35 protein-coding genes and 3 pseudogenes are annotated in these 25,185 nt (G+C 45.0%); 31 read left to right on the top strand and 7 right to left on the bottom strand.

Annotated features, from left to right (window positions below):
• Position 1: 1 nt before the first annotated feature.
• From FHC48_RS23845 to FHC48_RS18585, 16 genes and pseudogenes are all read left to right on the top strand, one after another.
• A pseudogene (locus tag FHC48_RS23845) lies at positions 2–379 on the top strand (RHS repeat protein); the annotation flags it as partial.
• A 144-nt stretch (positions 380–523) separates the two neighbouring features.
• Positions 524–746 (top strand): annotated as a pseudogene (locus tag FHC48_RS23840) (RHS repeat-associated core domain-containing protein); the annotation flags it as partial.
• Positions 747–1,050: 304 nt separating this feature from the next.
• On the top strand, positions 1,051–1,521 hold the full coding sequence (locus FHC48_RS18645; RefSeq protein ID WP_220418912.1) for an Imm26 family immunity protein: 471 nt from the start codon (positions 1,051–1,053) through the stop codon (positions 1,519–1,521).
• 41 nt (positions 1,522–1,562) lie between these two features.
• Positions 1,563–1,784 (top strand): DUF6386 family protein, encoded by a 222-nt coding sequence (locus FHC48_RS18640; protein WP_373276174.1) that lies wholly within the window; start codon positions 1,563–1,565, stop codon positions 1,782–1,784.
• Positions 1,781–2,110, top strand: a complete 330-nt coding sequence (locus tag FHC48_RS18635) for a hypothetical protein (protein WP_127913785.1) — start codon at positions 1,781–1,783, stop codon at positions 2,108–2,110. Before FHC48_RS18640 ends, FHC48_RS18635 begins: the two co-directional genes overlap by 4 nt.
• Positions 2,110–2,454: a hypothetical protein gene (locus FHC48_RS18630; protein ID WP_023292190.1), complete on the top strand. Its 345-nt coding sequence runs from the start codon at positions 2,110–2,112 to the stop codon at positions 2,452–2,454. Before FHC48_RS18635 ends, FHC48_RS18630 begins: the two co-directional genes overlap by 1 nt.
• An 83-nt stretch (positions 2,455–2,537) precedes the next feature.
• On the top strand, positions 2,538–2,687 hold the full coding sequence (locus FHC48_RS23835) for a hypothetical protein (protein WP_353511637.1): 150 nt from the start codon (positions 2,538–2,540) through the stop codon (positions 2,685–2,687).
• A gap of 29 nt (positions 2,688–2,716) precedes the next feature.
• Complete coding sequence (locus FHC48_RS18625) at positions 2,717–2,914, top strand: hypothetical protein (RefSeq protein WP_023292191.1); 198 nt, start codon at positions 2,717–2,719, stop codon at positions 2,912–2,914.
• 130 nt (positions 2,915–3,044) lie between these two features.
• A pseudogene (locus FHC48_RS18620) lies at positions 3,045–4,255 on the top strand (RHS repeat domain-containing protein); the annotation flags it as partial.
• Positions 4,255–5,241, top strand: a complete 987-nt coding sequence (locus tag FHC48_RS18615) for a hypothetical protein (protein WP_023292194.1) — start codon at positions 4,255–4,257, stop codon at positions 5,239–5,241. The pseudogene FHC48_RS18620 and the gene FHC48_RS18615, both read left to right, overlap by 1 nt.
• A gap of 546 nt (positions 5,242–5,787) precedes the next feature.
• Positions 5,788–6,306 carry a hypothetical protein gene (locus FHC48_RS18610; RefSeq protein ID WP_220418911.1) on the top strand — a complete coding sequence of 173 codons (519 nt, stop codon included), beginning with the start codon at positions 5,788–5,790 and terminating at the stop codon, positions 6,304–6,306.
• A gap of 137 nt (positions 6,307–6,443) precedes the next feature.
• Positions 6,444–6,914 carry a hypothetical protein gene (locus FHC48_RS18605; protein ID WP_023327667.1) on the top strand — a complete coding sequence of 157 codons (471 nt, stop codon included), beginning with the start codon at positions 6,444–6,446 and terminating at the stop codon, positions 6,912–6,914.
• 92 nt (positions 6,915–7,006) lie between these two features.
• Positions 7,007–7,450 (top strand): DUF6386 family protein, encoded by a 444-nt coding sequence (locus FHC48_RS18600; protein WP_032663325.1) that lies wholly within the window; start codon positions 7,007–7,009, stop codon positions 7,448–7,450.
• Positions 7,451–7,729: 279 nt separating this feature from the next.
• The gene (locus FHC48_RS18595; protein ID WP_185949894.1) at positions 7,730–7,939 is read left to right on the top strand and encodes a hypothetical protein; all 210 of its coding nucleotides are present in this window, start codon (positions 7,730–7,732) and stop codon (positions 7,937–7,939) included.
• A gap of 240 nt (positions 7,940–8,179) precedes the next feature.
• Positions 8,180–8,509 (top strand): hypothetical protein, encoded by a 330-nt coding sequence (locus FHC48_RS18590; RefSeq protein WP_072253835.1) that lies wholly within the window; start codon positions 8,180–8,182, stop codon positions 8,507–8,509.
• Between the two features lie 251 nt (positions 8,510–8,760).
• Positions 8,761–9,117, top strand: a complete 357-nt coding sequence (locus tag FHC48_RS18585) for an SMI1/KNR4 family protein (protein ID WP_059363255.1) — start codon at positions 8,761–8,763, stop codon at positions 9,115–9,117.
• A 63-nt stretch (positions 9,118–9,180) separates the two neighbouring features.
• On the opposite strand, the gene FHC48_RS18580 is transcribed toward FHC48_RS18585, so the two are convergent.
• Positions 9,181–9,399: a hypothetical protein gene (locus tag FHC48_RS18580; protein WP_145975203.1), complete on the bottom strand. Its 219-nt coding sequence runs from the start codon at positions 9,397–9,399 to the stop codon at positions 9,181–9,183.
• A 24-nt stretch (positions 9,400–9,423) separates the two neighbouring features.
• Here FHC48_RS18580 and FHC48_RS18575 point away from each other — a divergent pair, with 24 nt between their 5' ends.
• The 12 genes from FHC48_RS18575 (at position 9,424) to FHC48_RS18520 (ending at position 15,782) form a co-directional block, all read left to right on the top strand.
• The gene (locus FHC48_RS18575; RefSeq protein ID WP_220420564.1) at positions 9,424–9,672 is read left to right on the top strand and encodes a hypothetical protein; all 249 of its coding nucleotides are present in this window, start codon (positions 9,424–9,426) and stop codon (positions 9,670–9,672) included.
• A complete protein-coding gene (locus FHC48_RS18570; protein ID WP_059363253.1) occupies positions 9,669–10,100 on the top strand; it encodes an immunity 26/phosphotriesterase HocA family protein in 432 nt (143 codons plus the stop codon). The genes FHC48_RS18575 and FHC48_RS18570 overlap by 4 nt, the downstream gene beginning before the upstream one ends.
• A 103-nt stretch (positions 10,101–10,203) precedes the next feature.
• Positions 10,204–10,686: an SMI1/KNR4 family protein gene (locus FHC48_RS18565; RefSeq protein WP_023292200.1), complete on the top strand. Its 483-nt coding sequence runs from the start codon at positions 10,204–10,206 to the stop codon at positions 10,684–10,686.
• 64 nt (positions 10,687–10,750) lie between these two features.
• A complete protein-coding gene (locus tag FHC48_RS18560) occupies positions 10,751–11,071 on the top strand; it encodes a hypothetical protein (protein WP_065366452.1) in 321 nt (106 codons plus the stop codon).
• Positions 11,072–11,701: 630 nt separating this feature from the next.
• Positions 11,702–12,142 (top strand): competence protein ComJ, encoded by a 441-nt coding sequence (gene comJ, locus FHC48_RS18555; RefSeq protein WP_059363562.1) that lies wholly within the window; start codon positions 11,702–11,704, stop codon positions 12,140–12,142.
• Positions 12,143–12,595: 453 nt separating this feature from the next.
• Positions 12,596–13,000, top strand: a complete 405-nt coding sequence (locus FHC48_RS18550; protein WP_032635753.1) for a hypothetical protein — start codon at positions 12,596–12,598, stop codon at positions 12,998–13,000.
• 231 nt (positions 13,001–13,231) lie between these two features.
• Positions 13,232–13,417, top strand: coding sequence for a hypothetical protein (locus FHC48_RS18545; protein WP_225828827.1), 186 nt, complete (start codon positions 13,232–13,234; stop codon positions 13,415–13,417).
• A 144-nt stretch (positions 13,418–13,561) separates the two neighbouring features.
• Entirely contained in the window at positions 13,562–14,044 is a 483-nt protein-coding gene (locus FHC48_RS18540; RefSeq protein ID WP_059363560.1) for a hypothetical protein, read from the top strand.
• A 26-nt stretch (positions 14,045–14,070) separates the two neighbouring features.
• Positions 14,071–14,475: a hypothetical protein gene (locus FHC48_RS18535; protein ID WP_227028271.1), complete on the top strand. Its 405-nt coding sequence runs from the start codon at positions 14,071–14,073 to the stop codon at positions 14,473–14,475.
• A 151-nt stretch (positions 14,476–14,626) separates the two neighbouring features.
• Positions 14,627–15,007, top strand: a complete 381-nt coding sequence (locus FHC48_RS18530; RefSeq protein WP_059363558.1) for a hypothetical protein — start codon at positions 14,627–14,629, stop codon at positions 15,005–15,007.
• 16 nt (positions 15,008–15,023) lie between these two features.
• Complete coding sequence (locus FHC48_RS18525; RefSeq protein WP_023292206.1) at positions 15,024–15,389, top strand: hypothetical protein; 366 nt, start codon at positions 15,024–15,026, stop codon at positions 15,387–15,389.
• A 99-nt stretch (positions 15,390–15,488) separates the two neighbouring features.
• Positions 15,489–15,782, top strand: coding sequence for a YciI family protein (locus tag FHC48_RS18520; protein WP_023292207.1), 294 nt, complete (start codon positions 15,489–15,491; stop codon positions 15,780–15,782).
• Positions 15,783–15,835: 53 nt separating this feature from the next.
• Here FHC48_RS18520 and ychF read toward each other — a convergent pair whose 3' ends face one another.
• Positions 15,836–16,927, bottom strand: coding sequence for a redox-regulated ATPase YchF (gene ychF, locus FHC48_RS18515; protein WP_020690896.1), 1,092 nt, complete (start codon positions 16,925–16,927; stop codon positions 15,836–15,838).
• A gap of 126 nt (positions 16,928–17,053) precedes the next feature.
• Positions 17,054–17,638 (bottom strand): aminoacyl-tRNA hydrolase, encoded by a 585-nt coding sequence (gene pth / locus FHC48_RS18510; protein ID WP_008499504.1) that lies wholly within the window; start codon positions 17,636–17,638, stop codon positions 17,054–17,056.
• A 274-nt stretch (positions 17,639–17,912) separates the two neighbouring features.
• Here pth and ychH point away from each other — a divergent pair, with 274 nt between their 5' ends.
• Positions 17,913–18,188, top strand: coding sequence for a stress-induced protein YchH (gene ychH / locus FHC48_RS18505; RefSeq protein WP_008499505.1), 276 nt, complete (start codon positions 17,913–17,915; stop codon positions 18,186–18,188).
• 120 nt (positions 18,189–18,308) lie between these two features.
• Positions 18,309–19,367 (top strand): MerR family transcriptional regulator, encoded by a 1,059-nt coding sequence (locus FHC48_RS18500; RefSeq protein WP_059363555.1) that lies wholly within the window; start codon positions 18,309–18,311, stop codon positions 19,365–19,367.
• Here the strand turns inward: FHC48_RS18500 and dauA are convergent.
• The 4 genes from dauA to lolB all read right to left on the bottom strand — a co-directional run bounded on the left by dauA (position 19,353) and on the right by lolB (position 23,707).
• Entirely contained in the window at positions 19,353–21,032 is a 1,680-nt protein-coding gene (dauA, locus tag FHC48_RS18495; protein ID WP_047747429.1) for a C4-dicarboxylic acid transporter DauA, read from the bottom strand. The two genes, FHC48_RS18500 and dauA, sit on opposite strands and share 15 nt — an antisense overlap.
• 124 nt (positions 21,033–21,156) lie before the next feature.
• Positions 21,157–22,104, bottom strand: a complete 948-nt coding sequence (prs, locus tag FHC48_RS18490) for a ribose-phosphate diphosphokinase (protein ID WP_003856663.1) — start codon at positions 22,102–22,104, stop codon at positions 21,157–21,159.
• Between the two features lie 125 nt (positions 22,105–22,229).
• The gene (gene ispE / locus FHC48_RS18485) at positions 22,230–23,099 is read right to left on the bottom strand and encodes a 4-(cytidine 5'-diphospho)-2-C-methyl-D-erythritol kinase (protein ID WP_021240362.1); all 870 of its coding nucleotides are present in this window, start codon (positions 23,097–23,099) and stop codon (positions 22,230–22,232) included.
• Positions 23,096–23,707 (bottom strand): lipoprotein insertase outer membrane protein LolB, encoded by a 612-nt coding sequence (gene lolB / locus FHC48_RS18480; RefSeq protein WP_220420563.1) that lies wholly within the window; start codon positions 23,705–23,707, stop codon positions 23,096–23,098. Before lolB ends, ispE begins: the two co-directional genes overlap by 4 nt.
• Before the next feature lie 201 nt (positions 23,708–23,908).
• Here lolB and hemA point away from each other — a divergent pair, with 201 nt between their 5' ends.
• Positions 23,909–25,165: a glutamyl-tRNA reductase gene (gene hemA, locus FHC48_RS18475; RefSeq protein ID WP_008499512.1), complete on the top strand. Its 1,257-nt coding sequence runs from the start codon at positions 23,909–23,911 to the stop codon at positions 25,163–25,165.
• Positions 25,166–25,185: the final 20 nt, after the last annotated feature.

Below are 25,185 nucleotides of genomic sequence, written 5' to 3'. Positions count from 1 at the left end.
GCTTGAAGGATCTGCAGAGAAGGTCACGTACAACCGCCTGAAGGAAGTGATCAGCCAGCCGCGGAATCGCAACAGGCCGCAGACGCAGGTCAGTATCCGCTACGACCCGCTCGGACGCTGCATTAGCAAAACGCGCCAGCAGAGGCTGGGCGGACAGCAAATCGGCAAGCCCCTCACTACCCGGTTTTTCTGGGAAGGGTTCCGCCTGCTGCATGAGCTGCATGGAGACGTGCCGGTGATTTACGTCTAAAGCGACCATGACAGCTACGACCCGCTGGCGCGTATTGACGGCGTTGATGTCCCGGAGATCTTCTGGTTCCACTGCCAGCCCAACGGCACGCCGGAGGGGATGACGGATATCGAAGGGCAGGTGCGCTGGGATGCGGCTGGTAACCCGTTAGAGGTCGCTGGAGAGAAGATTGCCCATAACCGGGTCACGCAACTGAACGGTATTCGCTGGCGCTATGACATCCACGGCCGTACCGTGGAGAAGGATAACGGCCAGATCCGGCACTACCAGTACGATGGCGAACACCGCCTGGGGCAAGCTGCTCCGGGAGAGCGAGATGCAGGGATCAGGATATTCCCAGAACGAGCGGATGCAGGGGCAACACCTGCATTGTGAGAGAGTTGCACGACAATCTGTTCAGGTATTACGACCTGGACTGCGGACGGTTTACGCATCAGGACCCGATAGGGCTGGCGGGGGGATAAATCTTAACCAGTATGCGCCGAATGCGCTGGGGGAATCCTATAGGTTTAACCGCTTGCAAAAATGGAAGCCCTAAACGGTCAGTGAGAAACATGTCATTTGCTGACTGGATTAAAAGAAAGGCAAAAGGTGGGAATAATACCCATGTGTATTTAGGATTTAGAATCACTGAAGAACCGCTAAATCGCGGTCATGCACGGAGCATAGAATAAGCAGTTATTCACAATAATTCCCATTTTGAATATTCTATCAATAGGCATAAGTCCTACAAGAAAGTTATACTCGGATGCTGTTTTGTGGGGTGGAAACTGGCTTAAAAACAATGGGGTTAATGTAAAATGGCCGACAGACTTACAGTAGTGTCAGGAAATGAAAAGCAAAAAAAGTGGCCAAAAGAAGGCGATGTTTTTTACTTTCAGTTAAATGATGGTCGATTAGGCTATGGTATGGTCGCCCTGGGTAAAATAGATGTTGGCCCATTCAAAAATGCTATAGTTATATATATATATGACTATTTTACACCTTCGCTTCAAGAAGATGCTGTATTGGCAAAAGATAATTTGCTATTGCCACCAATTATTACTGATAATTCATGTTGGAAAAACGGTTATTTAGTAACGTTTAAAACTATCGAAACGAGCGAAGTGGATATTTTACCACAGCATTATTTTAAAAATCCTGTCAGAAATAAAATATATGATCAGCATGGAGTGCCAATTGAATCGCCGACTGAGAATATACCAGTCGGTGAAGAGTCGATTCAATTCTGTAAAAGCATTATAAAATCTATAGAAAGCTTTGTTAACTAATAGGCTAGTCCGGGAAGGTATTTCTGGCCTTTGCTAACGCAATGAGAAAAATCATAAGCATACAAACAGATACTACCACTTTAGTTATTTATGATTTGATGTCATTAAAGCATAGAATTAATGAAGACGTAGATTGGTGGAGTCTTCCAGAAGATGAAGTAGAAGAGGTAAATAAAGGGAATGTATTATTTCTCAATCTTGGGGATGATGGCGCCTATAAAGTCAATATTAAAAAAATTTACCTAAAAACATGTTTAGAATGAGTGACGGAAAACACTTCCAGGAAGCGAACAGACAATTATATTATAAAATGAATAATGACCCATCATATAGAGCTTCCCTTGAGGAAAAATTCCCGGGAATATTTGAAAAGGTTTCGACAGGTAAGCGTGGCGCGTTCCTAAGAACAGCTCCAACAGGTTCTGGTTGGGAAACAACTTGGCATCATCATGAGCGAGTTGGTGGGTTGTTACAATTGGTTAATGGGCCAGATCATAACTCTAAGCATCTGGATTATCACCCGAAAGTATATGGTGGAAGAAAAACTTGGGGAGGGTGGTTCTCGATGCAGATAATTGTGAGGGTATAATGAATACATATACATCTATAGATGAATTAATAGCAAGTCTTTCTCAGTTAGAGCCTGGTGAATGGATTTATACTAATATAAACACATGGGAAGCACGGCCTGAAGGTACTCACTTCTTTTATATTCCTTGGGATTATATCCAAAGTTTGGAGAATGACGAAATATATCTTGATGAAGAGGATCTGGAAATGCCCTTAGCAGTAGAAACTTTTTCTTTGAAAGGATGGATGTTAGTCAGTTCTTTGAACTATATTGTGAAGAATAAAAATAGTGGAGGTCATGGGAATAAATGGTTTATCGATGAAGTAAATTATTATAGGGAAAATGACATATATAGAACATGATTTTAATAATGATGAGCAGTTCGCTTAATTAAGCAACCAATTCGAAATGCCTTGACAAAAGCCCACGCTCTGTCGTTTCTGGAATGCGGGGCGGAAAAGCTCCAGTAGCGCATGATACACAGTGGAGCGGGAAAAATAGATCTTATGTCATACACCAGAGAACCCCTATCCAACATGGAGGCGGGATTGATAATCAAGTAATCGTTACAACAAGATATCACCTTGACATTTAAGATCGTGCTTATCATTTTTGAGGTATAATATGCAAAGACAAGTGCTTATCGAGCTAATAAGGAAAATCCAACACAGCGAAGGGACAGAAGAAGAAGCTGATAATGACATCGACCTCCTTTGTAGAAGTGTCGCAGATCCTCAGGCAGCTAATTATATTTATTATGAAGAACTTAGCGCAGAAGAAATTGCGGATAAAATTATAAGTTATAAACCACTTCAATTATAAGTAGTATTCGGGGGGCGTAATGAGTCCCCCATATTGAAAAAAACCATCCCAAAGCTTGGTTTTTTTTCATTCAAAACAAATCAAACGTTAAACAATAAGTTCATTACGTCGCCATCTTTAACGATGTTATCTTTATCGATGGGACAACTTTACCGGCAATGCCCAGCGCCCGTCGCCGCGCCGCTGGTCTCGCCGCTTGGAGTACGATTATCGTAATAACCTGGTGCGGGAAGTACGGGACGATAACCCGTTTAACTGGTATCGCTGGCAGTACGACAGCGCCGGTCGCCTGCTCGTTAAGGACGGCACGCTGCCTGGCCAGGAGCAGTGGCGCTGGGATGCAGCCGGTAACCCGCTGGAAGGTTCTGCTGAGAAGGTCACGCACAACCGCCTGACGCAGCTGAACGGCATTCGCTGGCGTTATGACATCCACGGCCGCACCGTGGAGAAGGATAACGGCCAGACGCGCTGGCACTACCGGTACGACGGCGAACACCGCCTGACGGAGGTTATCAGCCAGCCGCGGGATCGCAACAGGCCGCAGATGCAGGTCAGCTTCCGCTACGACCCGCTCGGACGCCGCATCAGCAAAACGCGCCAGCAGATGCTGGGCGGTCAGCCAACCGGCAAACCGGTGACCACCCGGTTTGTCTGGGAAGGGTTCCGCCTGCTGCAGGAACTGCACGGAGATGTGCCTCTGACCTATGTCTACAGCGACCAGGACAGCTACGACCCGCTGGCGCGTATTGACGGTGTTGATGCCCCGGAGATCTTCTGGTTCCACTGCCAGCCGAACGGCACGCCAGAGCGGATGACGGATATCGAAGGGCAGGTGCGCTGGGAAGGGGTGAACAGCGCCTGGGGCAAGCTGTTGCGGGAAAGCGAGACGCAGGGATCAGGATATTCCCAGAACCTGCGGATGCAGGGTCAACACCTGCATTGTGAGATGGTTGCACGACAATCTGTTCCGGTATTACGACCCGGACTGCGGACGGTTTGCGCAGAAGGACCCGATAGGGCTGGCGGGGGAGAAAAATCTTTACCTGTATGGTGCAAATAGTCTTACGCGAATAGACCTTCTGGGATTAAAACAAGAGGAAGTTATACGCTATACGAGTAAAGATGAAGCGATTGCATCAGCTTCTGAGCGCGGTGGTAAAGGTGGATTGGTCCCAAATAATCGAGGTGATAAAGCCATATGGGTTAATCATGATAGCCGACCAGGATTTAACCCTGGTTAAAAATATCCTTCCTCGTTTTAATGATAAAATCACTTCATTCCAGATTGAAAAGAAAGATGCTAAAGGTAATTGGAAGAAATGTGGTAAGAGGATTACGTAATGATTTTTGAAATGTTTATACATAAAATTGAACACTTCACTAATGCGAGAGCAGAGATTGAAAGTTTTGGAAAATATATCTATTTTCAGGATGAACCGGACCTTTTCCCCGTTTGTTTTAAAAAAGTAAATGGGAAGCATGTAGAGTTGAGTCGTTGGCAAACTTGCTTTCCTAAAGTTATGTTTCAGCGTGCGTTAAACAAGTTAGGCCTAAGTGAAGATGGTAAGTATGCATTTGAAGTTTTCCTTTCTCGATTAGGTTATCTTTTTCAAATAGATAACCGACAGCGTATAGATAAAGATATCTTTATCTTGTTTTATATCTATCAACTATTTTCTTTAAAAGATAACGAAGAAGATTACGCTATAAAAGCAAAAAGCTTTTTTTTAAGATTTTTGTGTTTTGAAATGGGCATGGATGATGACTCTTATAATTTGCTATGCATTACTAAAGATGGGATTTGTATAAATACTTCTCAGCATGGTAATGTCTCAATATTGTCTTTGCTTGAGCAATTTTATGTACAATTTAAAAAAAAGAAAAACTTTGAAGATATTAAGTCTATAAAACATTATCAATCATCAGTGTTGAATTTTTTGTTTGTTGCGAACAACGATAGAAATCACCTGTCTTTTAATGATAAAAACTGCTACCTTTGCGATCCTGATAGTTTTATTAATACTTATGAGAAATCTAAAAAAACAATTTATAGAGCCTTGGAACAGTGTTTTGACAAGTATCAATCCACGAAGAATTTACTAATATCAAATTTCATTCTAATGAATTATTCGTATTATATTGTTAGAAATAATTTGACAGATCTAAAAAGTTTAAGAAGACATGTTTCTTCAGATATGTTTAGACAAATAATTTCCTCTATAGTGTACAGAGGTTTTTTTGTGAATGAAGACGAGATATTTAAGGTGGTTGGCAATGAATATGACATCAGCCTTGAAAAAATGAAGCTCGAATGCGTTTTAATTTAATATATTCGATTTAAGGCATTAATGTTAGATCACTGTCGGGGGCATTAGGTTTGGATTTTCAAACCGCTGTAGAGCACTCGATTCTTAAAGGCAAAACTATGGCAGGACAATAGATTTACGGTTTGCTCGTTGTAAGTTGAAAACTTGGTATCTCTCATACCGTACCTTGGCGGATGCCTCTATTAATCATGCGGATTATTTTCTTAACCAGAGGATACTTTATTGGAAAAAATAATTTGTTATTTCCGCCAAGTATTACGGATAATTCATGTGGTAAAAGGGTCATATTGTAACTTTTAAAAATATCTACATGAGCGAGGCAAATATCTTCTCCTTTAAAGTCCCTAAGCGGATGGCGGATTTAAAAGAAGGAAGTGTAATACCTCTGGTTGGTTATCGTACTAATCCGTTACATCAAGGGAGATTAACTCCTAAGCGTGTGGAGCCGACAACGCCAGTTAGATCGTATTAATTACCATCAATATGGGCTGAATGGCTTGAAGAAGTAGCGATTCCAGTCTCGGGGAGTGTAAAATCGGTTATAATATGAATATTAATAAAGATGAAGAACTCCTTGTGATAATAAAGAACGAAGGAAGATTTTATTGGTTCGTGGCCTTTAAAGAAATGTGGGTTTTAGACAGAGCAAAATGGGTAGAAGATTTTGTGAAAAGTGGGATAGAAATAAACCTACAGGATATCCATAAGGAAAGATATAACATACCAGTTGTAAATGAAGAAAACGCAAAGATATTCATTGATGGTTTAATTAAAGATGCTTATTTATATAATAAGGATGATATAGCTGCGGAGTTTTATAATAGGCTTTCGCAAAAAACCACCTGGTGGGATATATATGATCTAATGCCAGATTTGTTTATAGACTTTGATAATAAAAAACTATATTCCCAATATCTCGAAAGTATGCATTATCACAAATATGTTCCTGATGATTGGCAAGGTGAACTTGTTGATTTCTGTAGTGATGGATCGTTACCTCAAGATGAAATGTTATGGATAAAAAATGAGACAGATCATAGGAGCATTGTAATCTCTAAAGGGTAAAAATATATTTCCAACATACCATTTTTTTTGAGTGTGCAATGGTAGATGCATCATGTTAATCTTTAACCATTGTGCTGAATTGTGAAGGAGATGGAATTTACTATAATTTAATTCTTTTTCCGAATGGAAGGGTGTAAATGATTGATTTTAATGCTGATATTTTATCAGGGAGAGCGCTAGGTAACGTTTTTTTGGGTGAAAATATAAGTAAATATATGAATGAGTTATATACCGGGTTTAAGGTAAATTACTTTGATTATTTTTTGCCTGATGATGAGAAAAGGCTTGCATATATTGTAGATGACACTATCACAATCGCTACCCTTGAAGATGGAACGATCATTTCGATTGGTTGTAATGTAAGCTATAAGGGGAGGTATAATAACATATTACAAACAGGTCAAACGATGAGGCAAATAATCGACTTGACTAATAAACAACGCATTTTTAATGGTTTCATTATTATAAATGACGACTTTGGTTTTTCATTTGAGTTGCCAGCGCCTTATGATGAAATCGCAGATAGCATTGCACATGTTCCACTGGATCTCGTTCTTAATGAAATCCGTGTAGCTGATTACTCTGACTGGAATCCTCAAAAAATATAACGCTGAAATGTGAGTTGGGATTGATACTACAGATTATAACTTGACATAATAGTGTTTTTAATTATTTCATAAAAGATTAAGTATTGAAAATTATGCATGCAATAATACATGTCCAAACAAATACAGCAACAATTGTGATTTATGATTTAATGTCACTAAAACATAGACTTAACGATGATGTAGATTGGTGGAGCCTTCCAGAAGATGAAGTTGAAGAAATAAATAAAGGTAATGTGTTATTTCTCAATCTTGGAGATGATGGAACCTATAAAGTCCATATTAAAAGAGATGTTGATGAAAGTACCGGGTCGCTATTTTTAAACGTACCTTCTGGAAAGGTTTTCATTGGGGCGGGAGAAGATGTCACTGGCGGAGATCTTGAGCCTGACGACTCAGATGCCATTTCAGGTGAGTTTATTACTTTCGAACCTGGTAGTTACGAAGTTAAATATAAAAAGCAAGATTCAAATATTCTAATTTCCTTTGCAAAAACAACGACTACTGAAAACTCATTAGAAGAGGGAGTTTATCTTTGAATGAAAAAATAGAATAATACAAGTAGTTCATCACATAGTCATTTTTAACAATTTTCTTTTTCCTTCTGAACGCACCTTGCTTGCTTTTTTGCACTTTGCTTACTCTTAACCTCCATAATCGGTCATTATACTCGTGATGAATAACCCCAACCTCAGGATAGCCCCCGTAGTTGCTGACCACCCGCAGCGAGTACGACCTCCTCGGGCTTCTGCATCGCCGGGATGTTTTACCCGCCAACGAGTCGCCAGGTGCTGGGCGGACAGCCCGCCGGTAAGCTGGTGACCACCTGGTTTGTCCGGGAAGGGTTCAGCCTGCTGAAGGAACTGCATGGAGACGTGCCGCTGACCTACGTCTACACTGATTTGAGAGATATAGTTTTGCGAGGTAACACAGGACTTGATGCTCATCAAGCGGGGCAAAAAGCTACTATGAAAGATTTTGTAGAAGGTTATGATCCTAAAACTGGCCCGTCAAATTTAGTACCTTAAGAAAGCCATACTATATCAAAAGATGGTGTCGGTATTGTTTCACGAAGAAAATTAATCCTTCAACTGGCTAACCATTTGCTAATGCGAGGGAACTGCTTGCTAGAGACATCTTAGAATTAAGGCGAGTTTATCAAGACATTGCAAACAGCGTTCTTCAGGAATTAATCGCAAAAAATAAAGCAATGTATCCTGAAATGAGAAAATCAAAACCTAAAGGTAAAAGTAATTGTAGGAGATAATGTGAATAAAGATGAGTTAGTTGTGAGATCATTACTTGCCGAGCTTTTAGGCGATACGCTAAATTATTATATTGATAATCTATCTGATTTATCCAAGTCAAATGGTGATGAAGATCCTTATTCGCGGGCAAGAAGTGTAATTCATAAACTATCCCCAGAAGAACAGGAGAAAATTTTCAATTTCCTTAGGTTGGTCATTGTAGATACAACTTCTACTGTTCTCGGAACAATCGATGGTTCACGTTTCCCTCCAAATATTGATGGGGATTTTAAACTTGAATATGACGGCGATGAAGTACAAGGCTCCTTACAAGATGAATTAATTTCATGATCTGAAGAGCTTGGTGTTTATAAATAAAGATTCTATCAATCTTTAACCATTGCACTGAATATATAGAGCATTGATAAGAAAAATTGGGTTTTTATTCCATTTTTTATTATGCAATTAATGACTGGTTAGTTTCAGGAAAGAAACAATAATTGCCCTTATTAATAATTACAACTAATTCATCAATAAATGTGAACCTAATGGAGATAATATTTATCCTAATATAGGATTTATTCATTTATAGGTAAGCCGATATGGAAAAGCAAGATTTAATTGATCAGTTAAATGAAGTTGAAAAGATTATACACACGTCTTTACCTTCTGAATATAAGCGCTTTATGATTGAGAACGTCAAAGATAGCTACTCTTATGAAATTCAACGAGCAAATGGTGGACAGCTTTATGTTTTCAATTGTTTTGACTTGCTTGAAAGAAATAATACATACACAATTGAATCGGTGGAGCCTGACGTTTTATTGATTGGTCAAGATGGTGATTTGGGATACTTTTTGAATTTGCGTAAAGGTACTGATGAGATTTATTCTTTAGATATTGGAGCGTTAGGAAGTCTGGACATGGATAAAGAAAGTAATAGCATATTTAGGCTATAATGTTTGATTTATTAATCATCTAGTTCAGAACATTGAAAAATTCACGTCAAATCGTTAATTTGTTCAAAACAAATCATATATTGAAAAGTAGTTTATCACATCGCATTTTTTAATGATATAATCTTCCCCTTCCACACCCAGCGCTGCGCCGCTGGTCCCTCTGCCTGGATTACGATTGCCGCAATAACCTGGTGTGGGAAGAGCGGGACGATAACCCTTCACGATGAAAAGAATATTATCTATGGAGGACGTGGGGAAGCTCCCGCTCGTTTGAATAGCCATGCGAATACACCGGGTAAATCACATTTGAAACAGTTGATTATATTAGATAATAATTTGACCAAAGCGGAAATTAAATTCCTGGTACAAAGGATTATGGTTCTTAATGGTGGAGCTAAGTCATTGATCTCCTTAAAAAATCTCATAAATAAAATCAGATCATTTAGTCCTTATAACCTAAATGCTAGCACATATGATATTGCGGGTCATAACAGTAATTGGGGTGGAAAAGTATTGAAAGATGCGTTATCAATTCTGAAAGGTAATAGCTTATGAAAGTAAAATACAAAGAGGGTGACATCTTTGTCATTCCGATGAGTAATGGGAAATTTGCGATTTGCCAGATTGTATTTGCTCCAAAAGAAAAGTTTAAGCAAGCAATAGGTTTCTGCATTTTATCAATACAGAATACGGAGGAGCTTGAAGATAACAGTTTACTGAGACCTTTATCTTTTGAAAAGTTTGGCAAAGAGATGAAGGTTGTTTTCACTGGCAATCAGAATATTAGCAAAGGCATTTGGAAAATTATTGGCCACGCTAATCTTACTGAAGAAAAAAAAGAATTAAAAATATTTAATCATGCTGGCGGCTTATATGATGGGGAGGACGAAATCAGGCGTTTATCTGTTGCTGAATATCCAAATTACACAACAATGGGGGTTTCAGGCTTTGAGCTTGTCGACAATGTTCTGATAAATATTTGATCATCAGGGGAGGCGGGCTTCCTAAGCTAATTTTCATACAGCAACAGCTCATAAACACCTTAAATAAATTCGCGATTTTTTTGATCATCTGGCCAAATAATATATGAATCATTTCAGTAACTGTGAAAAAAAGATTGGACGTGCAGATATTGCTAAAAATGAAGAAGAATTATCTATTATTCTTCCTGATGATTTCATTTCACATTATCTGCAATTTAATGGTGGCACTCCTGAGAAAAGTTGGTGGGCCGATGATGAAGATTTTGAACCAGTAGAGGTGGCTGGGTTTAAACCGTTTATTTATAATAGTCAGACAAATGATGACCCTAGATCTTTAATTGATGGTTGCTATGTCAGCATGTTGGATAGGCAAGTGATCCCAAAAAACCTTTTTCCCTTCGCAAATGATTGGGGAGGGAATTTCTTCTGTCTGGATTTAGATAATTACTCAATAGTATACTTTGCTACAGATTCTTTTGATGAGTATTTGACTATGCAAGAGAATCACATAAAACTTCAAAGATATCTGACAAATTCATTTTCCATCTTTGTTAATGGATTGGTAACAGAAGAAGATCTTTCATAAGAAGCCATTGAATGTTAGCAATATATTCACTACAATTAATAAGGGTAAATGTATATTGAATAAGATGCCAGATAATTCAATTGTTGTTAATGATGTGACTGGGACTAGTATAAAAATACGTGTATTGGGAAGTGGTTTAATTAAAAAAATGCAGGCGATAGGTTTTTCATTAAAAGATGAGTTTATGGTTATACCTGTAATTGACGAACAGAATAAACAAAGAATAATAAGACTGTTAGTTGACGAAGGTGCTCTTTTTTTATTTGGACCTGGTTGGTATCCATCTGAAGTAATAGAGTATTATAAAGAACAAAACATCAAATTTGGTAAATATAAAATTATTTACTGGAGTAATAGAAATACATACCATATAGAGGAAAGATAATCCCTCATAAAATAAATCCTGGAGAGCACTAATCAACCATTTTGATAATCTTCAAAGTACAGGGAGAAAAAATACTTTTGTTTTACCGGCTGAAGGCGTTTTTTTACTTAAAATTGAAAAAGTCAAAGGAAGTAAATGTTGTCTGTAGCTTCACAGTTCATACCCTGAATACGACCAGGGTAGTGTTCAACAGCTGCATGCTGAAAATAGAGTTATTAATTACGACAAGATTGATATTTTCTCAGAGGAACCATGATAAATTTGCAATCTTATTATGAAGCATTGGATTTTCTGGAATTATTTTTTCAAAAATATATTCTTGATTATAATTGCCTCCAGGATATGCAATCTATTTTAGAGGGTTGTCGAAAAGAAAAAACGGTTTCTATTCGATCTATAGACTCATGCTTTATGGTATATAGACGAAAGACTCAAGATTATAGAGTCCTTGCTCATGAGGAACAGGAGATATGGAGGCAGTTGTTCAATATATGGCAATAAATTTTTATAAGCAAAACTGGCAAGAGATGACGGATATCAAAGAGCAGTAACTGTGGTGCAGGGTGTAATATTGGTAACGTTTTTATCAGAGCAGTCAGGTGTAACGAGAATAAAAATCGAGGTAAGGTAATGAACAATAAAAACATACAAATAGTTAATCTACTGATTTCGCATAGTCAAATATTGTTACGATCCCGAGACTATGATGAGAAACTGAGTCAGTGGGGGAAAGGAAATATTTCACAAGGTGCTGTACTTCATAAGGATTATGTAATATTTGATCCATTGCCAGATGATGCATTTGTTGCAAACGTGAATATTAAAGTAGAACAATCTTTCAATTTAGATGAGAATTCTCAGCGCTGCATCGTTGTGCCATTTTTTGTTACGGAACAACATAAATTACAAGTAGCTTCAGCAACTGAAAAATTTGATTTAAGCTTAGGATTAAATGATAAAACTTATTCACTATTTTATGAAGTTTGTGAAGGAGATGAAATTTATTATAATTTCACGCTCGTACCGACAAAAGAAACTGTTTCAGCTAAGTTTTTGCTAGACGATCCCTAGAGTGGAATAAAAAATCATCCTCTTAAAGAAGGTGTTTTTTAAATTTAAAGCTAACCAAAGATGATTAATTTATAAAGAATCAGACGTAAAGAAGGCGATCATTATGTCGCCATCTTTAACGATGCAATTTTTCCCTTCCGCACGCAGGGCTGTTTAGCGCACGCGATGAATTCTACCGTCTCGATCGCTCATTGGCGCGTATTGACGACGATGATGCACCGGCAGGGTTGCACGACAATGAGTTTCGGTATTTTTTGAACTGGCCGATTACTCTGAGGTACAGAAATGAAGAGAGACGACAGCGCGGTCGCGTGGATCAGATATAGACACTGCACTTTCAATAGACTCCTTTACAAGGTGATTCGTGGTCGTGGGAGTCTTCTTTTGACGAATGAAGGAACATGAAATCATTCTGAAAGCACTTCTAAGAGGCTACGTTGAGGCGAATTTACCATGATAAATGATGATGACCTTATTGAGTATGCGCGAGAAAAAATACCGGATGAATATAGTTCTTCTTTAAATAAAAAGAATAATCTTCAATGTGCATCATTTATAAACAATACTCAAGATGAGTTGCGAATAATGAAAGCGCATAAAAATAATACAAAACTTACAGGGGTGAAGGTAGAAGGTCTTGATGAATTAATTATTGCTCTTGAAAACTATGATGAAGAAACTGTCTTAGTAATTAATATCCGAACTAAGTCATTTTCCTTTAAAATTTATTCAGATAAAAACAATACTCTACTGGGTGTTATAATCCTTAAATTAAAAAAGAAAACCAACGAAGAAATTCGATTTGGGCGAGATGTTCTTGGCATTACGACTCCTCCTCCTGACATAGAAAATGATTAATTTTTATTGCTTAAACTGGTGTACAAACCAACCAGAATCTCCATGCGTAGCGTTCCAGTATCAATTGACGCTTGCATACATGACTCCTTTGTTAAATGGAAACACTGTTTTAGGCGCAACCAAAAATTGGATGTGCTAAAATAAATCTGAATAAGAGCTCAGAGAAGCCTGTCATGAATTACGATTCTTATAACGAAGTACCCGATTACCTCATTTTTTTTCAAAGAAAGAGTGAATTCATCAATTTATTTAGAAAAAATAATGACTTTGATTGAAGGATCTCGCTCTGAAAAAACAGTGATGATAAGAGCTATTTATGAAACATACATGCAGTATGTAAAACAAAATAAAGATGGCATAAAAGTTATCGCTGGGGAAAAAGAAATGTGGATTGACTTATTACACCATTGGCAATAAGACTTTATTGCTATATGGATATTATTGTAAATGTTATAACAAATGTGATTTTATACGGAAAATTATCGTTATATGGTTGTTATCATGTTAAGTCGACTATATCATTAAGATCTTGTTAGACAGTCAAAAGTAATGCAGGGGAACATGATTGAATTCAATTTAAATCCGATTGCCGGTGATCTGACATTTGATGATCTTCCTTTGGGAATTGATACTGAAGAAGGCTTTTGTAAGAGTGGTTTATACCACGAATTAATCAAGCGAAAAGCTGTAAATAAAACCATGCCGAATCACTACCTTGTTGACTCAGTAGCGTTTTTCGACAAAGAATTTCAAGTTACTATACGCCCGGTGTGCTATGGTTTTCCTTTTATGTTTCATCTTGTTGATAAAAACAGTCAGTATTATAACGCATTAAATGACTGGAATGCGCGAGCTAATATTCACATGCTAAATGAATCAGTGAAAAGCTTATCTGATAGGCTAAGAGAATCACTCAATCTGGACACGCCAGATACCACGGAAACAGACATGATTAGGTGGCGCTTTGAATGGGGGCGGATTTCTGTCTCATATGAGATAAAATCATTTAATCACGGGATATATTTAACCTGGAATATAATGTAGTCACTTCCAGACAAGGTGGTTTAGATATGTTAGAAATGAATTTTGATATTAATAGTGGCTTTGTGGCTATTAACAATTGCCCCCTCGAGTTAAAGGATGTTGAGACTTTTAAAAACTCCGAATTTTACATGTTATTCTCTCCGTTGAATACAATAGGCTCTTATTATTTCTCTATTGATAATATCGATTGGAAAGATCAAACTTTCATATTAGAACTGAGGCCTTCTGTGTTTTCTTTTTCTCCTTCCATATTCCTTACCAGTAAGAATGGGGATTTTTATAAAACTTTATGGAATTGGGATAAAAGAGCCAATTTGCGTGATTTATCTGAAGAAGAACAGCGCTTGACAGCTTGGGTAGAGAGTGAAATAACTTCGCGCCCTAAGCTTAAAATTAGTACGCCTCCATACGGAACTCAGTGGCATCATTAGTGGGGAAGCATTATTGTACAGTCTAATGAAAAAAGCTTCGACTGTGGAATTTATATCGAATGGAATGTTTGACTGAATGACATTATAGATTAATAAAATCCCTCATTCGGTTCTCATCTTATTTATTAATAAAATTAAAAGGTTATAGAAAATGAAAATAACTAATCGACTGAAAAAGAAGGTACTAGTCCTGGATGGCATAGATAATGACTTTTTAGATTCTGGCGCAGAAATAGCATGCCCTGAATGCGAGGGAGTAATAATCTATTCTATCGTAAACTCATATGAATTTGACTCGCTCTCTGAAGAGGCGAAAGACTTTTTGGTTAAGAAAATGCGAGGTGTGAAGTTTGTTAGTGAACATAAGGAGTATATCTACGATGAAAGCCAATTATATGTTTCGAAAAATACATGTTCAAAGTGTGTAAAGGAATTTTCTACTGTATTAACGTATAAAGAAGTGCAACCAGCCCGATACCGGGTATATCTTGTGGGGCTTTTTGAAGGTGATATGAAACAGATCAAGCTTTAAAAGTTGAGGTTTACCGATGATTGAAAATCTCATTTGTATTAAAGAAAATGACCTGCTTCAGTGGGCGTGTGGTGAACGTAACATAATGGTTAGTATGCCATTTTTAGACTCTGCAATGGTCGACTCAACACGCCAGTTAGTCTTTGCGTTAAGCCAACCAAAGCCATTACCAACCGTTTTGACCATCTTCAATGCTCAGGGCGAAAAATTATTTTGGTCTGCACCTCCTGAAGGCTCTATTTTCTATTACTTAACTTTCAACCAGTCAAAGGAAGTGATTGTGGCCTGTAGCTATGTGGTAAAGCAAAACGGCTGGCATGACTGGTTCTATTCGTGGAATATGAAGAATAACGCGTTGTCTCGATCGGGCCCTGCATATTAAGATCAAATGTGCCCAAAATGATAACGATACCCGATGGCAACAGAGGAACTGCATAAGCAATTCCAACAAACGGCTAAAAACACAGCTGAGAGGCAAAGGATGAGCACGGTTTATATTGTCATTTTAACCTATATCAAACCACTCGAAGAGATTGACGCAGCAATACCTGCGCATGTCGAGTGGCTAAAAAAAGGGTATGCAGAGGGAATTTTCCTCGCATCCGGAAGACGGGTGCCGAGAATCGGTGGGGTCATTCTCGCGAAATGTGAGAGTCTTGCCTCTCTTGAAGAGCGATTACGCGAGGATCCTTTTCAGAGGTTAAAGCTCGCGACGGCTGAAATCATTCCTTTTGAACCCAGCATGAAAACAGAACTCTTAGACAATGTGTTTTGACCCCGCAATAAAAAAACCACGCCAGGGCGTGGTTTTTTTTCATTCAAGACGACTCAGACGTTGAACAGGAAGTTCATCACATCGCCATCTTTAACAATGTATTCTTTCCCTTCTGCACGCATCTTGCCGGCTTCTTTCGCGCCTTGCTCACCCTTGTAGGTGATGAAATCTTCAAACGCGATGGTCTGCGCACGAATAAAGCCTTTCTCGAAGTCGGTGTGGATTTTACCCGCAGCCTGAGGCGCAGTTGCACCCACAGGGATGGTCCAGGCACGCACTTCTTTCACGCCAGCGGTGAAGTAGGTTTGCAGGTTGAGCAGGGCATAACCAGCACGGATAACGCGATTCAGCCCAGGCTCTTCCAGGCCCAGTTCTGCCATAAACTCGTCACGCTCTTCGTCATCCAGTTCGGCGATATCGGCTTCTACTGCGGCACAAACCGGAACCACGACAGAACCTTCTTTCTCGGCGATAGCACGCACCTGATCGAGGTACGGGTTATTTTCAAAACCGTCCTCGTTCACGTTGGCAATGTACATGGTTGGCTTCAGCGTCAGGAAGCTCAGGTAGCGGATAAGCTCTTTCTCGTCTTTGCTCAGATCCAGAGAACGCAGCATGCCCGCGTTTTCCAGCTGTGGCAGACATTTTTCCAGCACCGCCAACTCGGCTTTGGCATCTTTATCGCCACCTTTGGCTTTCTTGGAGATACGGTGGATCGCACGCTCGCAGGTATCAAGATCCGACAGCGCCAGCTCGGTGTTGATGACATCAATATCTTCAGCCGGGTTTACTTTACCCGCTACGTGAATGATGTTGTCGTTCTCGAAGCAGCGCACAACGTGGCCGATCGCTTCAGTTTCACGAATGTTGGTCAGGAACTGGTTACCCAGACCTTCACCTTTGGATGCGCCTTTTACCAGGCCCGCAATGTCCACGAATTCCATGGTGGTTGGCAGAATGCGCTGCGGCTTCACGATTTCCGCGAGCTGGTCCAGACGCGGGTCCGGCATTGGCACCACGCCGGTGTTCGGTTCGATGGTACAGAACGGGAAGTTCGCCGCTTCGATACCCGCTTTGGTAAGCGCGTTAAACAGGGTGGATTTGCCCACGTTTGGCAGACCGACGATACCGCATTTGAATCCCATTTCTAAATCACCTTAATATCTTGATAATCAATCCGTTAACGATAACCGACTGATGAAAAGTAAATAACTACGCCTATTATACACGTAACCCGCATGACGCGCGGTAAAAAAGCCGTATCGGGCGGATTATTGCGCTTTGAAAGCGTGTAAGCGGTTTGTCGCTTTGGTTAAGCCGTCTTGCAGCCAGATTTCCGTGCAGCGCGCCGCTTCGTCTACCGCCTCATCAATCAGTTTCTGCTCAGAAACCGGTGGCTTACCGAGCACGAAACCGACAACTTTGTTTTTATCGCCCGGATGGCCGATTCCCACGCGTAAACGGTGGAAATTGGGGTTATTGCCCAGCTTGCTGATGATGTCTTTAAGACCGTTGTGACCACCGTGCCCGCCGCCCAGCTTGAATTTTGCCACGCCAGGGGGAAGATCCAGCTCATCGTGGGCGACCAGAATTTCATCCGGATTGATGCGATAAAACGTTGCCATCGCCGCCACGGCTTTACCGCTCAGGTTCATAAACGTGGTAGGGACCAGCAGGCGAACGTCCGCGCCAGCAAGGTTGATACGTGAGGTATACCCGAAGAATTTAGGTTCTTCACGCAGGGGAGCACGTAACCGCTCGGCCAGCAGATCGACGTACCATGCCCCGGCATTGTGGCGGGTAGCCGCATATTCTGCGCCCGGGTTGGCGAGGCCGACAATCAGTTTAATCGTCACGATTCAATTCCTAATGGGTTCCAGATCTGGCGCGTAGTTTACTGTCTGGCGCGCCGCTTGACAAAATTCTGCGATCGTCGCAGCGAAATACGAATAATTACTTACCTGAACAATTAGAATTTCAAGCTGTTCAACGTGTTATTTGTAAACTTTTGTCTGGGCGTTATCTGTAATTGTGATCATTCACGCAACTCATAAAAGGAGCGTTGTCTATACTTTACACACAAGGATTAGGGGCTTTTCCCCTGACAACCCAAAGTTCCGGAGGTGACACATGAAACGCAAAAACGCTTCGCTACTCGGTAACGTGCTGATGGGTTTGGGGCTGTTTGTGATGGTCGTCGGCGTAGGTTATTCCATATTAAACCAGCTGCCGCAGCTTGATCTTCCGCAATACTTCGCGCATGGCGCGGTACTGAGCATCTTCCTCGGCGCGGTATTGTGGCTCGCCGGGGCGCGCGTGAGCGGACATGAGGAAGTCTGCGATAAATACTGGTGGGTGCGCCACTACGATAAACGCTGCCGTCGAGATCAGCATAAGCACAGCTAGTGCCATGTCGAAAGAATACCGAAACGACTCCCTGGGAGTCGTTTTTTTTTGCATCAAGGGTTGACCCTCACGTAACGTAAGGCGCCAGAGTGGCGGCACTGGCAAAGAAAAGGAGCAGTTATGTTGATTCAGGTGGGTGAACTGGCGAAACGGGCCGGTATCACCGTACGCACATTGCATCACTATGAGCAAACAGGAGTGTTACTGCCTTCTGCCAGAAGCGCGGCAGGTTACCGGCTTTACAACCTGGCGGATGTTCAGCGCCTGCATATGATCCAGGCGCTGGCAAAAGCGGGGCTGGAACTTGCTGAAATCAGGGATTTCCTTGAACAGGAGTCGCTGTCGTTAACCGAGTTACTCGATGCGCAAATCACGCTGCTGGATAAACAGCTGCGCAGCATACATACGCTGCGCGACCGGCTGGTCGAACTGCGTACCGGGCTTCTCGACGATGCGACGCCGGACCTGGAATCCTGGCTACAGACTCTGGAGTTAATGAATATGTACGATCGCTGGTTTAGCAAAGAAGAGTTACAGCAGCTGCCGTTTGCGGTGCAGAAGGACGCGCTGTCGGCTATCTGGTCAGGGCTGGTGGCAGAGGCCAACGCGCTGCTGGAGCACCATATACCCGTTACGGACGAGAGGGCGAAGGACCTGGCGACGCGCTGGATGGAGCGCCTGGAGCAGGACACGGCGGGCAAACCGGAGTTTCTTGCCCGGCTGAACGAGATGCACAGCGTAGAGCCACAGATGCAGGCGCAAACCGGTATCACGCCGGAGATGACGGATTACATTACGCGCGCGTTTGCGGAATCCAAGCTCAGCATATGGGAGAAGTACCTTACTCCCAAAGAGATGGCCTTTACGCGGAAGCACTACTTTGATCGCATGATGGAGTGGCCGCCGCTGGTGGCGAAGCTGCATCAGGCGCAGCGGGAAAATCTCGACCCCGCCTCTGACGATGCCCAAAAGCTTGCCGAAAACTGGCTGGCGCTGTTCCAGTCGTACGCGGGCACCAACCCGGAGACCCAGCAAAAGTTTCGCACGGCCATGCAGCAGGAGCCGCATCTGATGAAGGGAACCTGGATGACGCCTGCCGTGCTTGCATGGCTCCAGCAGGCCATCGGGGTGATGATGCAGAGACGTTTCTCTGCATCAGGCAATTCACAGATCCGCTAACGCGGCTTCACGGTTAGGATAAAAGGCAAGGCGGCCAGGGATCGGCTGCACGCCTGCACGCGCCATGGTGCGCAGGGGCTGGAATTCGAGGTTACTCACCCGCAGCTCACAGCCTTCAGGCAGACGTTTCACAAAGCGCTGGAAGGCGTCCAGGCCGCCCGCATCCAGCACCGGTACGGCATCCCATTTTAGCACCACAACCCGTTTGCCCGCGATGCGAGACTCCAGATCGCTGAACAGACCTTCCGCCGCGGCGAAGAACAGCGGGCCAATCACGCGCAGAACCAACACATCGTCAGGCACCTCCACGTTAACCGGGGAGAGGCGCGTCATTTGCGCAATACGGCGCATAAACAGCAGGGACGCCAGCACGATCCCGACGCTGATGGCGATGACCATATCGAACAGCACGGTCAGCGACATGCAGATCAGCATCACGATGATGTCGTCTTTCGGCGCACGACGCAGCAGGTTTACCACCTTGTGCGCCTCACTCATGTTCCAGGCCACCATCAGCAGCAGGGCGGCCATGGCGGAAAGCGGTAGCCAGGAGAGCAGCGGGGCGAGGATCAGCAGGGCGAGGATCACCAGCAGGGAGTGGATAACTGCCGAAACGGGTGACGTTGCACCCGCGCGCACGTTTGCCGCAGAACGGGCGATGGCTGCCGTGGCGGTAATACCGCCAAAGAACGGTGCGATGAGGTTCCCTAACCCCTGACCAACCAGCTCGCTGTTGGCTTTGTGCTTGGTGCCGGTCATCCCGTCCAGAACGACGGCGCAGAGCAGGGATTCAATCGCCCCCAGCATCGCCATCGAGAACGCGGCGGGAAGCAGGGCGCGCAGGGAATCCCAGCTTAAGGTAAAGCTGGATCCGGGCATATCCCACGGCAGCACCAGCTGCGGCAGCAGCTGCGGAATGCCGCTCCCCTGCGAACCGTCCGCCAGAACATAGTGGAACTGCGAGCCGATAGTGGCGACATGGCCGCCGAACATATTGACGATGGCCATCACCGCACAGCCCAGCAGCAGCGCGGGCAGATGGCCCGGCAGTCGAATGCCAAGACGAGGCCAGACGATCAGCGTGCCCAGCGTCACAATCCCGATGGCGGCATCGCCCAGGTTGGCCGTCGGCAGCGCCATAAACAGCGCACCCACTTTCTGTAAATAGTGCTCCGGAACATGGGGCATTTGCAGACCGAGGAAATCCTTGATCTGCATGGTTCCGATGGTGATCCCAATCCCCGAGGTGAACCCCAGCGTGACGGAAAGGGGGATGTACTCAATCAGCCGCCCAAAGCGGGCCAGACCAAACAGAATCAAAAAGACGCCGGACATTAGGGTGGCGACCAGCAGGCCAGCCAGACCAAACTGCTGCGAAACGGGGTAGAGGATCACCACAAAGGCGGCGGTCGGGCCGGAGACGCTGAAGCGTGAGCCGCCGGTCAGGGCAATGACGATCCCGGCCACGGCCGAGGTGTACAGGCCATACTGCGGTGCAACGCCGCTGCCAATCGCCAGCGCCATCGCCAGCGGAATCGCGATAATGCCGACGGTGATCCCGGCAATCAGGTCACGGATAAAACGTGACGAGGTGTACTTCTCTTTCCAGCAGGCGTCGATGAGGGCGCGAAAGGGCAGAACATGTGAGGAGGTTACGTTTTTCACAATTATCTATCATCCGTATGCGCATCATCTGTCATGTGAATGGCAGGTGAAGGAGGCATTAATCATACAAATAAAACCCAGAGACAAAAAAACCCGCCGCAGCGGGTTTTTCGGCCGTGTTCGATTAGTGTTCGAACATTGCAGAGATGGATTCTTCGTTGCTGATACGACGAATCGCTTCGGCCAGCATCCCGGACAGGGTCAGGGTACGCACGTTTGGCAGTGCCTTGATCTCGTCGCTCAGTGGGATGGTATCGCATACTACAACTTCGTCAATGACGGAGTTGCGCAGGTTGTTTACGGCATTGCCGGAGAAGATCGGGTGGGTCGCGTAAGCGAATACGCGCTTGGCACCACGCTCTTTCAGCGCTTCAGCCGCTTTACACAGCGTACCGCCGGTATCGATCATGTCGTCAACCAGCACGCAGTCGCGGCCAGCCACGTCACCGATGATGTGCATCACCTGAGAAACGTTAGCGCGCGGACGACGTTTGTCGATGATCGCCATGTCGGTATCGTTCAGCAGCTTAGCGATAGCACGGGCACGTACCACGCCGCCGATGTCCGGAGAAACCACGATTGGGTTGTCCAGGTTCAGCTGCAGCATGTCTTCCAGCAGGATTGGGCTGCCGAATACGTTATCAACCGGGACGTCGAAGAAGCCCTGGATCTGCTCTGCGTGCAGGTCAACGGTCAGTACGCGGTCAACGCCAACGCTGGACAGGAAGTCAGCGACAACTTTCGCGGTAATTGGCACACGCGCGGAACGGACGCGACGGTCCTGGCGGGCATAGCCGAAGTAAGGGATTACAGCAGTGATACGGCCTGCGGAAGCGCGACGCAGGGCGTCGACCATAACAACCAGTTCCATCAGGTTGTCGTTCGTTGGAGCACAGGTGGACTGGATGATGAAAATATCACCACCGCGTACATTTTCGTTAATTTGTACGCTGACTTCGCCGTCGCTAAAGCGACCTACAGCGGCGTCGCCGAGGGAAGTGTACAGGCGGTTGGCAATACGTTGTGCTAGTTCCGGGGTGGCGTTACCAGCAAAAAGCTTCATATCAGGCACGAGAAGAACCTCAGGCATGCGTCCAGTGGTGGATAGCGTTCGCCGTAAACTGTGCGGGCCAGGCAAAGGCTATCCAGGCGGTGTATTAAAGAGCGCGATGCAACGTCTGGAACAGGGTGACGTTGTCACCGAAACTCAGTCTGCGCCAGAATGGCCTGCTGTAGGGGGGAAATGTTCATCCCACGCGCTACAAAACCATGCAGCCAAACCGGCGCTTGCTCAAGCACCTGACGAGCGGCGGATTCGGTGTCAAATTCAGCAAAGACACAGGCCCCTGTACCAGTCAGGCGCGACGGCGCGTATTCTAACAGCCAGGAAAGCACCGCATCAACCTCGCGAAAACGTTTTCTTGCGATATCCTCGCAATCGTTGCTGAATTCACAATTTAATAACGTTTCTATTGACCGAATCGGGGTATTTCTTTTCAGGTCAGGATCTTTAAAGATGACCGGGGTCGGAATGCTCACGCCGGGGTGAGCAACCAGATACCATTTTTCCGGCGGGTTGACCGGGGAGAGGATTTCACCCACGCCCTCAGCAAAGGCCGCATGACCGCGAACAAACACCGGGACATCCGCACCCAGCCTCAAGCCTAAGACGGCCAGTTCGTCCTGCGACAGCCCGCAGCCCCAAAGGTGGTTCAGGGCAACCAGCACGGTAGCGGCGTTGGATGAGCCGCCGCCCAGGCCGCCGCCCATCGGCAGACGTTTCTCGATACGGATGTCCGCACCGCTTCCCGCAGGCAGACGACCCGATTCCGCTGCAGCGTTCATCAGCAGACGCGCAGCGCGCACGATCAGGTTGTCCTCATGCGCCACGCCGTCGACCGGCGTCAGGAGGCAAATCTGCCCGTCCTGGCGCAGTTCGATAGAAATTGTGTCGCCATAGTCAATAAACTGAAACAGCGTCTGCAGGGTGTGATAGCCGTCAGCGCGCTGGCCGGTAATGTATAAAAACAGATTCAGTTTTGCCGGAGAGGGCCAGTGGGTCATCATTTAACGATCCAGTTGTCCATTTTCAGCTTGATGCGCTGGCTGCCCTGGGTCAGTTCCATGTTGGATGGCAGCGACGGTTTACTCTTGCTGTCATAGTCGCTGTACACCACTTTCCAGGTCTTGCCGTTCTGGGTGTAGTTCACCTGGCTCAGACGATACTGATCGTCAAGCGTATAGTCGGTGGCGTCACCCGGCAGGCCAAGGAGCCACTGGCGCAGGCTGTTGAGCGGGATAGGCATTCCGGTCAGCTTGCCAATCATCTCTTCGGCATCGGTTGCGGTGTAGTGCTGGCCTTTGTTATCGGTGATCTGCGCTTCGCCCGGTTTCGCGATAAGCTCCAGCTCGGTGCTGCCCAGCGGGTTCAGCAGCAGCAGGCGATAGTTGTCCTGACCCGTCTGCTGCCAGAAGAAACGGGCATACACTTTTTGCTCATCAGAGAGATAGGCGAAGGCGCCGCGGGTCTGGTACTGGCTCAAATTACGGACGTCCTGCTGGTGCTGACGCCACTGGGGTGAATCAGGGCTTTTGCCCGGGCCTTTTGGTTGGGTGACGGTACACGCGGTCAGAACCAGTGCCGCCAGGGGCAGCAGGCGAATCAGTCGGGTCATAATGAGGACAAATCCTTGAGATACGTTGCAGTTATAACTGTTAATGCTAGCGTCGAAGGGGGCTACCGTCTACGTTCAAATTATCTCAAAGCGTTGTGTAACCTATTACTCCGAAAGGGGGCTGTCTCTTTTATTGATCTCGCGCATCCTGTATGATGCGTTCTGCTAACCTTATTAACGCTGGTACTACTCCCGCTCAACATGACCCTATTAGCACTCGGTATCAACCACAAAACAGCCCCGGTTTCGCTGCGAGAACGCGTAACGTTTTCGCCAGATACGCTCGACCTGGCGCTGGATAGCCTGCTTGCACAGCCGATGGTGCAGGGTGGCGTGGTGCTCTCGACGTGCAACCGTACCGAGCTCTACCTAAGCGTGGAAGAGCAGGACAACCTGCACGAAGCGCTGATCCGCTGGCTATGCGACTACCACAATCTCAATGAAGACGAGCTGCGCAACAGCCTGTACTGGCATCAGGACAATGATGCCGTCAGCCATCTGATGCGCGTGGCCAGCGGGCTGGATTCGCTGGTTCTGGGCGAGCCGCAAATTCTGGGTCAGGTGAAAAAAGCCTTTGCGGATTCGCAAAAAGGGCATCTGAAGGCCAGCGAGCTGGAGCGTATGTTCCAGAAGTCCTTCTCCGTGGCGAAGCGTGTGCGAACCGAAACCGACATTGGTGCCAGTGCGGTTTCTGTTGCTTTCGCGGCCTGCACCCTTGCACGCCAAATCTTTGAATCCCTTTCTACCGTCACCGTGATGCTGGTGGGCGCGGGCGAAACCATCGAACTTGTGGCGCGCCATCTGCGCGAGCATAAAGTGAAAAAGATGATTATCGCTAACCGCACCCGCGAACGCGCGCAGGTGCTGGCGGATGAAGTGGGGGCAGAGGTGGTTGCCCTGAGCGACATCGATGAACGCCTGAAAGAGGCGGACATTATTATCAGTTCGACCGCCAGCCCGCTGCCGATTATCGGCAAAGGGATGGTGGAGCGCGCGCTGAAGTCCCGCCGTAATCAGCCGATGCTGCTGGTGGATATTGCCGTCCCGCGCGATGTGGAGCCAGAAGTCGGCAAGCTGGCTAACGCCTATCTTTACAGCGTAGATGACCTGCAAAGCATCATTTCGCACAACCTCGCGCAGCGTAAAGCGGCGGCAGTGCAGGCGGAAACCATTGTCGAGCAGGAAACCAGTGAGTTTATGGCCTGGCTGCGCGCGCAAAGCGTCAGCGAGACCATCCGCGAGTACCGCGGGCAGGCGGAGCAGGTGCGTGATGACCTGACTGCCAAAGCGTTAGCGGCCCTGGAGCAGGGCGGCGACGCGCAGGCGATTATGCAGGATCTGGCGTGGAAACTGACTAACCGCCTGATTCATGCCCCAACCAAATCTCTTCAGCAGGCTGCCCGTGACGGGGATGATGAACGCCTGACTATTCTGCGCAACAGCCTCGGGCTGGAATAGCGCCCTATACCCATTTTCTA

The sequence above is a fragment of the Enterobacter sp. EC_50 genome (assembly GCF_019584525.1).
In the GTDB taxonomy this organism is placed as follows: Bacteria; Pseudomonadota; Gammaproteobacteria; order Enterobacterales; family Enterobacteriaceae; genus Enterobacter; species Enterobacter roggenkampii.
Note: the sequence above shows the minus strand (reverse complement) of the source record. Positions and strands in the feature narration are given on the sequence as shown.